Origin of the sequence: Nocardia sp. NPDC059764, assembly GCF_042732555.1 — a bacterium.
In the GTDB taxonomy this organism is placed as follows: Bacteria; Actinomycetota; Actinomycetes; order Mycobacteriales; family Mycobacteriaceae; genus Nocardia.
Genome location: NZ_JBHWHH010000197.1, coordinates 1 through 12580 on the forward strand (window position 1 = coordinate 1; position 12580 = coordinate 12580).

Here is a 12580-nt window from a genome sequence, read left to right on the forward strand (position 1 = left end):
GTGCCCAGCCGCGCGCACAGCGCTTCCTCGCCGATGCGGTCGCCGGGCTCGAACGCGCCGCTGAGCACCTCCGCCCGCAGATGCCGCGTCGCCATTTCCACCAGGCTGGGTGGCAGCGCCGACCCGTTCATGCGCGACACCATGATTCGAGACTAGCCGGACCGGTCGGGTCACACGGCGCAGGCCAGGGCGTCGGTGCCGGTGGAGCGGACGAATTCGCGGTCGCCGTAACGGAGTTCGCCGGGGTTCCAGTCGCCGCCGAGGGTGGTGATGAAGTCGAGGATCAGGTCGGCGTCGGCGCGGTCGGCGACCAGGATCAGGGCGCCGGAGTCGGTGAAGGAACCACCGCCGAGTCGGTCGCGCACGACCGGGTCGGCGGCCACGACCCCGGTGATGACGATTGCGGAGGCCAGAGCAGCGGAAACGCGGGCGGTGGTCATCTGTCCCAGTCTGCGCGCGCCCGGTCGCGGAGGGAGCCGGATCACACGAACCGACCTTGACTGAAAATTCAGTCAGAGATTAGAGTCGCTGGTGCCCGGCTCGGGCCGTTCTTTGTGTGGCGGCCGTTTGATCAGCGGGTTCAGTGGATTCAGCGCGCCGGAGAGGGAAACGCCGCGCCGGGCCTTCTTTCAAAGGAGACAGTGCAATGCAAGGACGACGCCGGTTCATGCGATCGGGGATCTTGACGATGGGCGGGCTACTGCTCGCGGGCTGTGAGGGATCCGTCTCGTCGTGGTTCAACGGCGAGCCCTCGACGGGCTCGTCCCACGAGGGTCACTCCGGCGTGATGCCCGACGAGGGCGCGCCGCACAAGCGCACCTGGATGGCTTTCGGTGCGAGCGAGGCGATCTGGGGCCGGCAGCTGCTGCCGCAGGTGCGCGAGAACCTGGCCACCATCGCCTCCACCATCTCCCGCTTCGAGCCGGTGTCCATGCTGGTGCGCCAGGACGAACTGGATCTGGCCCGCTGGCTGATCGGCGGCGCGAATGTCGAACTGATCGTGGCCGACCTCGACGACCTCTGGATGCGTGACACCGGACCGGTGTTCGTGCACGGCAATCACGGCAAGTCCGGTGTCGACTTCAACTTCAACGGCTGGGGCGGCAAACAGCAGCACAAGCGCGACGGCAAGGTCGCCACCATCGTCGACGGCCGCGCCGGCGTGCAGACCACGCACACCGATCTGGTGCTCGAGGGCGGCGGCATCGAGGTCGACGGCGAGGGCACCGCGCTCATCACCGAATCCTGTGTGCTGAACAAGAATCGGAATCCCGGCTGGAAGAAGGCCGAGGTGGAGGCCGAGCTCGACCATCTGCTGGGCATCAAGAAGGTGATCTGGCTGCCGGGCATCGCCGGGCAGGACATCACCGACGGTCACACCGATTTCTACGCCCGCTTCGCGCGACCGGGCGTGGTGGTCGCGGCGCTGGACAATAACGAGGAGTCCTTCGACTACGACGTCACCCGCCGCCACCTCGAGATCCTGCACAACGCCACCGACGCGCAGGGGCGGCCGCTCGAGATCGAAACCCTGCAAGCGCCGGTCGATCTGCGCTACCGGGGCGCGGGCGACGACTTCGCCGCCGGCTACATCAACTTCTACGTCTGCAACGGCGGCGTCATCGCCCCCGAATTCGGTGACCCGGAAGCCGATTCGGCCGCCTACTCCGCCCTGACCCGGCTGTTCCCGGATCGCCGGGTGGTGCAGATCAATATCGACGCCATCGCCGCGGGCGGCGGCGGCATCCACTGCACCACCCAGCAGGAACCCGTCGACTGACCCGCGCGCCAGGGTCCGCGCTAGACCTTCTTCACCACACTGGATTTCAGCTGCATGGCGCCGATGCCGTCGACCTTGCAGTCGATGTCGTGGTCGCCGACGCCCTGGACCAGGCGGATATTGCGGACCTTGGTGCCCGCCTTGATGCCGGTGGGGCTGCCCTTCACCTTGAGCGACTTGATCACGGTGACGGTGTCGCCGTCGGCGAGCACATTGCCGACCGCGTCCCGGATCACGCCGTCCTCGGCCGCCGCCTCGGTCTCGACGGTCCATTCGTGCGCGCATTCCGGGCAGGTGAGCAACCCGCCCACTTCGTAGGTGTATTCACTGGAACAGGCGGGACACGGCGGCAGCGAGTCGGACACGATCGGCTCCTCGGCGGGTGGTAGGGGGACGGAAGTGGTCGGGGCTCAGGCGTGGACGCCGGTGAGGAAGTCGATGATGGCGCTGTTGACCGCCTCGGGCTGCTCCAGATACCCGTAGTGGCCGCACTTCTCGAGCTGCACGTACCGCGCACCCGGAATCGCCTCGGCCACCTCGCGGGCGAACAACGGCGGCAGCATGCGGTCGTCGGCGAACCCGACCACCAGGCTGGGGACGGTGATGCGGGCGTAATCGGCCAGGCGGTTGCCGGTCCGGTCCATGCGCATCTGCGCGAGGACGCCCGGTCCGGGCGCGACGCTCGCCGAGTATTCGAAGATGTCGAGCCACTGCTGCGCGGAGTCGTCGGCCTCGAGGGTGGCGGGGGAGAGGTTCAGCATCGCCTTGACCGCGGCGGCGTACTCCGGCGGCAGCTTCACGCCCTGCTGCTGCAACGCCTGCTCGCCCTTGCTCAGCGTGCTGGCCAGGGGATGGGAGCGGCCGGTCGTGGCCAGCATGACGGCCTTGGTCACCAGATCCGGCCGGGCCAGCGCGAGTTCCTGGGTGACGCGCGCACCCAGCGAGGTGCCGACCACGTGCGCCGGACCGCCGAGCAGTTCGATCAGCGCCGCGGTGTCGGCGACGAGGTCCTCGATCCGCATGCCGTGGGCGCTCTCCTCCGAGGGCGCGATGCCGCGATTGTCGAAGGTGGCGACCCGGAAACCCGCCTTCACCAGGGCCGGAACCTGGTAGGTCCGCCAGACCCGGCCCGGGCTGCCGGTGCCCATGACGAGGACGACCAGGGGTCCGTTGCCGGTGACGTCGTAGTTGAGGCGAATCCCATTGAGGGTGGCGATGGGCACGTTCGGTCTTCCTGTGGGCGGTCCGGGGAACGACCGAACCTAGCATGATTATCTTGTTTGCTAAACTCTGCAATCACCGGGTCGGGCAGCGTATCCAGATGCCCATCCGCCCTCGGAAGGAGTGGCTCGCGACATGCCAGGACTGCAACGGCCGCTTTATCAAATGAAGGCGGATTTCTTCAAGACGCTCGGCCATCCCGTGCGGATCCGGGTCCTCGAATTGCTGAGCCAGCGCGAGTACGCGGTCTCGGAGATGCTCACCGAGATCGGCGTCGAGGCCGCGAATCTGTCGCAGCAGCTGTCGATTCTGCGCCGCGCCGGGCTGGTCTCGGCCCGCCGCGAAGGACTCTCGGTCACCTACGAACTCACTTCGCCGCAGGTCGCGGAGCTGCTGGCGGTCGCGCGGGCCATTCTCACCGGCGTGGTCACCGGCCAGGCGGAGGCGCTCGAACACTCCGCGTAACCGCGGGGCCCACGGTTTTCCGGGGGGTCCGCCCACCCACTGATTGCATGTTTTCTAAAATGAAAACCTAGTTGTTTCGTGAAGAGAGGTTCGCCGTGCTCGAACGTCCTACCGCCACCGTCGCCTCCACCGCGGCACCGACCGCGCACCCGGACATCGCGGCCTGGGTCGCCGAGGTCGCGGAGCTGACCGCGCCCGAGCGGATCGTCTACTGCGACGGGTCCCGCGACGAATGGGACCGGCTCACCGCGGACCTGGTGGCCAAGGGCACGTTCGTCCCGCTGCCCGCCAAGCCCAACTCCTTCTGGTGCGTCTCGGATCCCGACGACGTGGCGCGCGTGGAGGATCGAACCTTCATCTGCTCGGAGCGCGAGAGCGACGCCGGGCCCACCAACAACTGGGTGGATCCGGTCGACATGCGGACCGTGCTGACCGAGCACTACCGCGGCGCGATGGCCGGGCGCACCCTGTACGTGATCGCCTTCTGCATGGGCCCGCTCGACGCCGGGGAACCGAAATACGGTGTGCAGATCACCGACTCGGAGTACGTGGCGGTCTCGATGCAGATCATGACCCGCTCCGGCGCGCAGGTCTGGGAGCAGCTCACCCCCGGCACCGAATTCGTGAAGTGCCTGCACTCGGTGGGCGCGCCGCTGTCGGAGGGCCAGGCCGACGTGCCGTGGCCGTGTGACAAGACCAAGTACATCGCGCACTTCCCCGAGACCCGCACCATCTGGAGCTACGGGTCCGGGTACGGCGGCAACGCGCTGCTGGGCAAGAAGTGCTTCGCGCTGCGCATCGCCTCGGTGATCGGCCGCGACGAGGGGTGGCTGGCCGAGCACATGCTCATCCTGAAACTGACCTCGCCGCAAGGGAAGACGCACTACATCGCCGCCGCGTTCCCGTCGTCGTGCGGCAAGACCAACCTGGCCATGCTCGAACCGACCCTGCCCGGCTGGAAGGCCGAGACCGTGGGCGACGACATCGCCTGGATGCGCTTCGGCGCCGACGGGCGCCTGTACGCGGTCAACCCGGAGGCCGGATTCTTCGGTGTCGCACCGGGAACCGGCGCCAAGACCAACCCCAATGCCATCGCCACCATCGAGGCGGGGAACTCCATCTTCACCAACACCGCCCGCACCGACCAGGGCGACGCGTGGTGGGAGGGCCTGACCGAACAGCCGCCGGCGCACCTGATCGACTGGCGCGGCGACGACTGGACCCCGGAATCGGGCACCCCGGCCGCGCACCCGAACTCGCGCTACTGCACCCCGATCGAGCAGTGCCCGTCGGTGGCCCCGGAATGGAACGACCCGCGCGGCGTGCCGATCTCGGCCATCTTCTTCGGCGGCCGCCGCGCCACCACCATCCCGCTGGTCGCCGAGTCCTTCGACTGGGCGCACGGCGTATTCACCGCCTCGGTGCTGTCCTCGGAGACCACCGCGGCCGCCACCGGCGCGGTCGGCGTGGTGCGCCGCGACCCCATGGCCATGCTGCCGTTCCTGGGCTATCACGTGGGCGACTACTTCGCGCACTGGCTGGCCATGGGCGCGCGGGAGGGCGCGCGGCTGCCGAAGATCTTCCAGGTCAACTGGTTCCGGCGCAGCGCCGACGGCAAGTTCCTGTGGCCCGGCTTCGGCGACAACGTGCGCGTGCTGAAGTGGGCGCTCGAACGCCTCGACGGCGCCGCCGACGCCGTGCGCACCCCCATCGGCTACGTGCCCACCGCCGACGCGCTCGACCTCGACGGCCTGGGTGCGGGTTACCGCGGCCTGGCCGGTGCGGCCCTGGCCGTGGACGTGGACGAGTGGGTGCGCGAACTGGAGTCGATCGACGAGTGGTACGCCACCATCGGCGGCAACCGGCTGCCCGACGCCCTGCGCGCCGAGCTGGCCGCTCTGAAGTTACGTCTGGCCGAGGCGCTCTGACCGTGGCCAACCTGCTGCCGAACCGCACTGACTGGCTGCCCGCCATGCGCGCCCCGGGCGCGGACCTGCTGGCCGGACTGGTCGTCGCGCTGGTCGCGCTGCCGCTCGCGCTGGGCTTCGGCATCAGCTCGGGGCTCGGCGCGGCCGCCGGGCTGGCGACCGCGGTGATCGCGGGCGCGATCGCCGCGGTGTTCGGCGGCTCCCGGTTCCAGGTCACCGGGCCCACCGGCGCCATGACCGTGGTGCTGGTTCCGATCTTCCATCAGCACGGAGCGAGCGGGGTGCTGGCCGTGGGGCTGCTGGCCGGGCTCGTGCTGGTGGTGCTCGCGATCGCCGGGGTCGGGCGCGCCGTGCGCTTCATGCCCGCCCCGGTGATCGAGGGTTTCACCGCGGGCATCGCGGTGGTCATCGCTCTGCAGCAGTTCCCGTCCGCGCTCGGCGTCGCGCACGCGCACGGGGAGAAGGTGTGGCAGTCGGCGTGGGATGCGGTGCGGCAGTTCGTGTCCGGCCCCAGCTGGGTGTCGCTCGCGACCGCGCTGGTGGTCGCCGCGATCGTGCTGATCGGCGGTCGTACCCTGCCCCGGCTGCCGTTCGCACTGCTGGCCGTGGTGCTCGCGACGGTGGCGGCCAAGCTGTTCCACCTCGATGTGACGCTGATCGGGACGATTCCCTCCGGATTACCGGCCCCCACACTGGAATTCCTGCACCTGGATCAGCTGGGCTCACTGCTCGCACCGGCCATGGCGGTCGCCGCACTGGCGGCGCTGGAATCGCTGCTCTCGGCGACCGCGGCCGACTCCATGGCCGTGGGCACCCGCCACAACCCCGACCGCGAGCTGTTCGGCCAGGGGCTGGCCAATATCGCCGCGCCCCTGTTCGGCGGGGTGCCGGCCACCGGCGCCATCGCGCGCACCGCGGTGAATGTGCGCTCGGGCGCGCGCACCCGGCTGGCCGCACTGATCCACGCCGTGGTGCTGGCGGCCATCGTCTTCCTCGCCACCGGGCTGGTAGCGGCGATTCCTCTCGCCGCGCTGGCCGGGGTGCTGCTGGCCACCACCGTGCGCATGGTCGAGGCCGCCTCGCTGGCGGCCATCGCCCGCGCCTCCAAGGGCGACGCGGCGATCATGGCGATCACTTTCGCGGTCACGGTCGCGATGGACCTGGTCACCGCCGTCGCGGTGGGCGTCGGCATCGCGGTGATGCTGGCGCTGCGCTCGGTCGCCAAAGAGGCCCGGCTGCACCAGATTCCGCTCGACGACGCCGACCATCTGGCCGAGGAGCACGACCTCCTGCATGACCACATCGTGGCCTACCGCCTCGACGGGCCGCTGTTCTTCGCCGCCGCGCACCGCTTCCTGCTGGAGCTGGCCGAGGTGGCCGACGTGCGGGTGGTCATCCTGCGCATGTCGCATCTCACCGCGCTCGACACCACCGGCGCGCTCACCCTGCGCGATGCCATCGGCAAGCTCGAACATCGCGGCATCACCGTGCTCATGTCGGGTCTGCGGGAGGACCACCACCGCAAGCTCGCCGCCGTCGGCGCGCTGCCGGGGGACGGTACGGGCCACCTGTTCGACCAGACCCCCGACGCCATCGCGGTCGCCCGCGAACTCGTCGCCCGCCCCGCTGAAAGCAGTAACTGATGAGTGAGAACACCCCGAATCTCTGGCAGCGCCTGCGCTATATCGCCGGCGGCGCCCTGCCCGCGTCGATGCACCCGTGGGTGATCGAGGATCTGACCGGGCCCGGCGCGGCCCGCCGCTACATGCTGCGCATCCTGATCCCGATCATTCCGCCGCTGTGCCTGTTCCTGCTGATTCCCGGGCCGCTGTGGATGGGGGCGTCGATGATGGCGCTGCTGTACCTGCCGCTCATCTACTTCACCGCGGCGTTGATGTACGTGTTCCGCCGGGCCCGCCTGGCCAAGCACGGCCTGGACCCGGATCTGGCCGACCAGCGCGAACGCGCTCGCGCCGCCGATGCCCGCGCGGCCTACGAGCGGGCGCACGGCCGCGGCTGAGGTCGCGCGGGGTCAGCGCGGGTAGCGCTGGATGAACTCGGCGAGGATCACCGCGCAGCCGTTGCCCGTGCTGATCTCGTCGAGGGTCGGCGGCCGGACTCGGGCCCCTCCTTGTCGAGCTTGGCCGTGATCTTGCCGGTCTCGGCGCTGAACACGGTGACCTCGACCCCGGATGCCCTGGTGAAGGCGGCTACGAGCTCGTCGGTGAGGTTCCAGTAGGCATCGCGGGCGAACCCGCAGGGTGTATCGGGTGAATAACCGGTGATATCCGATTCGCGCGAACGCGTGAGCTGTGTCACAGTTTGGTAGCGGTTCGCATCAATCGTCGCAAACGCTTTTCGTTTCCTTTGCCTTGTCTTTACGCTTACCCGCGTTCTGCCAAGCGTCGTGGTTCTCCAGCCTCGCCCGCCGCTGCCTCTCGATGCCAGTACATGTTGACCGATGAACCGGGCGGCTCCGCCGTGCCGGCGAAGGAGAGATATGTCCACCGACACCGATCAGCCTCCACGGACGTCGCTTCCCGGCCCGCCGCGCCGGGACTCGTGGGCCACCCTGGTCCGCCACGACCTCCCGGCCTCACTCGTCGTCTTCCTCGTCTCACTACCGCTGTCGATCGGCATCGCGGTGGCCGCGGGCGCCCCCGTCGCCGCCGGACTCATCGCCGCGGTGGTCGGCGGGGTGGTCGCCGCGCTCTGCGGCGGCTCGGTGCTGCAGGTCAGCGGGCCCACCGCTTCGCTGACCGTGGTGGTCGCCGAATCCATCAACCAGTTCGGCTGGGCCGCCACCTGTTTCATCACCATGCTGGCGGGCGGACTGCAGATCCTGTTCGGGCTCAGCCGGATCGCGCGCGGCGTGCTCGCCATCGCGCCGGTCGTGGTGCACGCCATGCTCGCCGGGATCGGCATCGTCATCGCCCTGCAGCAGGTGCACGTGCTGCTGGGCGGCGACACCCTGACCTCGTCCTGGGCCGCCATCGCCGGACTGCCGCACCAGCTGGCCTCGGTGAAGGCCGGCGACCTGTGCATCGGGCTGGTGGTGATCGCCATCCTGGTCGGCTGGCGGCACGTGCCCGAACCCGTGCGCAAGGTGCCCGCACCGCTGGCCGCGGTCCTGGTCGCCACCGTGCTGGCCCGGCTGCTGCCGGTGCGCGTCGAGCACATCACCATCGACGGATCGCTGCTGGACGAACTGCGGCTGCCGCGGCTGCCGCACGGCAGCTGGGCCGCCATCGCGCTGATGGCGGTGACCATCGCGCTCATCGCCAGCGTGGAGACCCTACTATCGGCCGTCGCGGTCGACCGGATGCGTCAGAACGCCACTCGCCGAACCGATCTGGATCGCGAGCTGATCGGTCAGGGCGCGGCCAACGTGGTCTCCGGCTTGATCGGTGGCCTGCCCGTGGCCGCGGTCATCGTGCGCAGCATCACCAATGTCAAAGCGGGAGCGCGCACCCGGGCCTCGACCATGCTGCACGGGCAGTGGATCCTGCTGTTCTCGGTGGCGCTGGTCGGGGTGGCGCGCTCGATTCCCAAGGCGGCGCTGGCCGGACTGCTCATCGTGGTCGGCATCCAGCTGATCAAACTGGCCCACATCCGGCGGGCCCAGCGCACCGGCGACCTGGTGGTGTACGCGGCCACCGTGTTCGTGGTGGTGTTCTGGAATCTGTTGCTGGGCATGGTCGTTGGTCTTGCCCTTGCCTTCGCGCTGCTGCTGTGGCGGGTGGTGCGGGTGACGGTGACCGCCGAGGAGGTCGGGTTGGGCGGGACCGACGCCGTGCGCTGGCGGGTCACGGTGGACGGCAGCTTCACCTTCCTGGCCTTACCCGAGCTCACCAGTGAACTTGCCAAGGTGCCGCCGAACGCCGATGTGGTGCTGGAGATGACGGTCGACTTCATGGACCACGCCGCCTACGACGCCTTGCAGGAATGGGTGGACCAGCACCGCGCCGACGGCGGCACGGTCGAGTTCATCGAGGTCGGCGCGGTCCGCATGGCCGATGCCGCGGCCGGTCCGTCCGCGCGCGGGCATTCGCGGCACCTGCTCAACGAGGTGCTCGGGCCGTGGCGGCGCACCGCCACCGATGTGGACCCGATCGTCGCGGGTGTGGCGGCCTACCACCGCAGTCACGCACACGTCATGCGGCCACACCTGGGTGTGCTGCGCGACGGGCAGGAGCCGGACTCGCTTTTCGTCACGTGCGCCGACTCGCGCATCGTGCCGAATGTGATCACCAGCAGCGGACCCGGGGATCTGTTCACGGTGCGCAACGTGGGCAATCTGATTCCGCGTGACGCCCAGGACTCGTCCATGGAGGCCGCGCTGATCTACGCCCTCGACAAACTCGATGTGCGCTCGGTGGTGGTGTGCGGGCACTCCGGATGCGGCGCGATGGGCGCCCTGCACAGTGAACTGGTCACCGGGTCGCAGCTCGACGACTGGCTCGCGCACGCCCGGCCCAGCCTGGACCGGTTCCGGCTCGGGCATCCGGTCGGAATAGCCGCCGCCGCAGCCGGATTCGGTCCGGTCGATCAGCTCGGCATGGTGAACGTGGCGGTGCAGCTGGAGACGCTGTACGCGCATCCGGTGGTGCGGCGCGGGGTCGAGGAGCGCGGGGTGGTGCTGTCGGGGTTGTTCTTCGACATCGCCACGGCACGGGTAGTGGAGGTCACCGTCGACGGGATCGCGGAGATCGACGGCCCGGGGAGGGTGGCCCAGCCCGCGTGAGGCGCGTGTGATTTGGGGTGTTGGTGAGGGTTTTCGGGCAAAAGGGGCGTGAATCCGGCAGGATTCACCCCCTTGTTACGTTGGGCGGCAGTTTTTCTCAGACTTTGCTAAGACTTTACCTTTAGCCTGGCCTTTGCTCGTCCGGTGAGTGCGCGGCCAACGCCGTCCGCGGTCTTTATTCGATGCCCCTGTACATGCTCGCTGAGGAGCGATATGTCTCGCGACACCGATTCACCGCCAGGTAGATCCAATGGCAGGCTCGACAGCCTGCTGCGTCATGATCTGCCTGCGTCCCTCGTAGTTTTTCTCGTCGCCTTGCCGTTGTCACTCGGCATCGCGGTCGCCTCCGGCGCGCCCATCGCGGCCGGACTGATCGCCGCCGTGGTCGGCGGTATCGTGGTCGGCCTGCTCGGCGGTTCCCCGCTGCAGGTCAGCGGCCCCGCGGCCGGTCTGACGGTCGTCGTCGCCGAAACCATCACCCAGTTCGGTTGGAAGACGGCGTGTTTCATTACCGCCCTGGCCGGTCTGCTCCAGATTCTGTTCGGGCTCAGTCGAATTGCCCGCGCCGCCCTGGCCATCGCACCCGTCGTGGTGCACGCCATGCTGGCCGGAATCGGCATCACCATCGCGCTGCAGCAGCTGCATGTGCTGCTCGGCGGCGCGTCCCATAGTTCGGCCTGGCAGAACGTGATTCAGCTCCCCGGCGAGCTGACCAACGTCCACGGCGACGACTTCCTGATCGGCGTGGTCGTGATGGCCATCATGTTCGGCTGGAAGTACGTGCCCGGCAAGGTGCAGGTGCTGCCCGGCCCGCTGGTCGCGGTCGTCGTCGGCACCGTGCTGTCGCTGGTGCTGCCCGGCTCCCCGGAGCGAATCGTGTTGAGCGGCTCGCTGTTCGACGCCATCGGCCTGCCCGGAATGCCGTCCGGCAACTGGGGCGCGGTCGTGCTCGCCGCCCTGACCATCGCTCTGATCGCCAGCGTGGAGAGCCTGCTGTCGGCGGTCGCGGTGGACAAGATGCACACCGGCCCGCGCACCAACTTCGACCGCGAACTGATCGGTCAGGGCGCGGCCAACATGATCTCCGGCACCCTGGGCGGCCTGCCCGTCACCGGCGTGATCGTGCGCAGTGCCACCAATGTGCAGGCCGGGGCGCGCTCCCGCGCCTCCGCCCTGATGCACGGCGTCTGGGTGCTGGTGTTCTCGGTCGCGCTGGTCGGACTGGTGCAGCAGATTCCGAAATCGGCGCTGGCCGGTCTGCTCATCGTGGTCGGCGTGCAGCTGGTGAAACTGGCCCACATCAAGCTGGCCCGTCGCACCGGCGACCTGCTGGTGTACGTGGTGACCGTGCTCGGCGTGGTGTTCCTGAACCTGCTCGAGGGCGTCATCATCGGCCTGGTCCTGGCCTTCGGACTGCTGCTGTGGCGAGTCGTGCGCGTGTCGGTGACCGCGGGCGAGGTCGCCGGCACCGATCGCTGGCTGGTCAGCATCGACGGCACCTGCACCTTCCTGGCGCTGCCGAAACTGTCCGCGGAACTGGGCAAGGTCCCGACCGGCGCCGACGTGCTGGTCGAACTGAGCGTCGACTTCCTCGACCACGCCGCCTACGAGGCCATCCACGACTGGGCCAATCAGCACGAGAACACCGGCGGCACAGTCGAATACGTGGAACTCGGCACCGCCCGCATGGCGCATGCCCTGGCCGGTCCGCCGGTCCGCGGCCGCGCCCGCACCCTGCTCGACGACGTGCTGCGCCCCTGGCGCGAGGACGACGGCAACCCGATCACCCACGGCGTGGCCGCCTTCCACCGCCGCAACGCCCACGTGGTGCGCCCGCACCTCGACGAGCTACGCGACGTCCAGAACCCGCACTCGCTCTTCCTGACCTGCGCGGATTCGCGGATCGTGCCCAACGTGATCACCAATACCGGACCCGGTGATCTGTTCACGATCCGCAATGTCGGCAACTTCGTGGTCCCCGGCGGCCGCGACACCTCCATCGAGGCGGCGCTGTCGTTCGCCATCGAGGAACTGCGTGTCGACAATGTCGTGGTGTGCGGCCACTCCGCCTGCGGGGCGATGAAAGCCCTGGTCGCGGGTGGACCCACCGGACCCGGCCTGGGCAACTGGCTGGTCCACGGCCGCGCCAGCCTGGACCGCTTCCACCCCGACGACCCGGTCGCCGCCGCGGCCGCCCGGGCCGGATACGGCGTGGACGATCAGCTCTCCATCGTCAATGTGGCGGTCCAGTTGGACACCCTGCGGGCCCACCCCGTGGTCCGGCGCGCCATGGCCGAACACGGGCTGCAGATCAAGGGCCTGTTCTTCGACATCGGCACCGCCCGGGTGCTCGAGGTGACCTCGGCGGGCATTCGCGAGATCGACGCCCCCGAGCTATCGGCCTTGGCGCACACCCACTGATCGACCCACACAGAGCGCGCG

11 protein-coding genes are annotated in these 12580 nt (G+C 69.1%); 7 read left to right on the forward strand and 4 right to left on the reverse strand.

All coding sequences use genetic code 11. The annotated features are described in order from the left end of the window. Positions 1 to 170 precede the first annotated feature (170 nt). The gene (locus ACFV4K_RS30450) at positions 171 to 440 is read right to left on the reverse strand and encodes a hypothetical protein (RefSeq protein WP_379279566.1); all 270 of its coding nucleotides are present in this window, start codon (positions 438 to 440) and stop codon (positions 171 to 173) included. A gap of 206 nt (positions 441 to 646) precedes the next feature. Between ACFV4K_RS30450 and ACFV4K_RS30455 the strand changes: the two genes are divergently transcribed. Beyond that, positions 647 to 1780 (forward strand): agmatine/peptidylarginine deiminase, encoded by a 1134-nt coding sequence (locus tag ACFV4K_RS30455; protein ID WP_379279568.1) that lies wholly within the window; start codon positions 647 to 649, stop codon positions 1778 to 1780. 20 nt (positions 1781 to 1800) lie between these two features. Here the strand turns inward: ACFV4K_RS30455 and ACFV4K_RS30460 are convergent, their stop codons facing one another. Continuing rightward, positions 1801 to 2145: a zinc ribbon domain-containing protein YjdM gene (locus tag ACFV4K_RS30460; RefSeq protein WP_379279569.1), complete on the reverse strand. Its 345-nt coding sequence runs from the start codon at positions 2143 to 2145 to the stop codon at positions 1801 to 1803. Between the two features lie 45 nt (positions 2146 to 2190). Beyond that, complete coding sequence (locus tag ACFV4K_RS30465; protein ID WP_379279570.1) at positions 2191 to 3003, reverse strand: alpha/beta fold hydrolase; 813 nt, start codon at positions 3001 to 3003, stop codon at positions 2191 to 2193. A gap of 133 nt (positions 3004 to 3136) precedes the next feature. On the opposite strand from ACFV4K_RS30465, the gene ACFV4K_RS30470 reads away from it, so the two are divergent. From ACFV4K_RS30470 to ACFV4K_RS30485, 4 genes are all read left to right on the forward strand, one after another. After that, the gene (locus ACFV4K_RS30470) at positions 3137 to 3466 is read left to right on the forward strand and encodes a metalloregulator ArsR/SmtB family transcription factor (protein ID WP_357285311.1); all 330 of its coding nucleotides are present in this window, start codon (positions 3137 to 3139) and stop codon (positions 3464 to 3466) included. A 155-nt stretch (positions 3467 to 3621) separates the two neighbouring features. After that, on the forward strand, positions 3622 to 5394 hold the full coding sequence (locus ACFV4K_RS30475; protein WP_379279578.1) for a phosphoenolpyruvate carboxykinase (GTP): 1773 nt from the start codon (positions 3622 to 3624) through the stop codon (positions 5392 to 5394). 44 nt (positions 5395 to 5438) lie between these two features. Next, entirely contained in the window at positions 5439 to 7037 is a 1599-nt protein-coding gene (locus ACFV4K_RS30480) for a SulP family inorganic anion transporter (RefSeq protein ID WP_379279580.1), read from the forward strand. Then, positions 7037 to 7414 (forward strand): DUF5313 family protein, encoded by a 378-nt coding sequence (locus ACFV4K_RS30485; RefSeq protein ID WP_379279572.1) that lies wholly within the window; start codon positions 7037 to 7039, stop codon positions 7412 to 7414. Before ACFV4K_RS30480 ends, ACFV4K_RS30485 begins: the two co-directional genes overlap by 1 nt. A 47-nt stretch (positions 7415 to 7461) precedes the next feature. Here the strand turns inward: ACFV4K_RS30485 and ACFV4K_RS30490 are convergent, their stop codons facing one another. Then, the gene (locus ACFV4K_RS30490) at positions 7462 to 7713 is read right to left on the reverse strand and encodes a hypothetical protein (RefSeq protein WP_379279573.1); all 252 of its coding nucleotides are present in this window, start codon (positions 7711 to 7713) and stop codon (positions 7462 to 7464) included. A gap of 181 nt (positions 7714 to 7894) precedes the next feature. Between ACFV4K_RS30490 and ACFV4K_RS30495 the strand changes: the two genes are divergently transcribed. Then, positions 7895 to 10138: a SulP family inorganic anion transporter gene (locus ACFV4K_RS30495; RefSeq protein WP_379279575.1), complete on the forward strand. Its 2244-nt coding sequence runs from the start codon at positions 7895 to 7897 to the stop codon at positions 10136 to 10138. A 213-nt stretch (positions 10139 to 10351) separates the two neighbouring features. Next, positions 10352 to 12559: a SulP family inorganic anion transporter gene (locus tag ACFV4K_RS30500; protein WP_379279576.1), complete on the forward strand. Its 2208-nt coding sequence runs from the start codon at positions 10352 to 10354 to the stop codon at positions 12557 to 12559. The last annotated feature ends 21 nt before the right edge of the window (positions 12560 to 12580 follow it).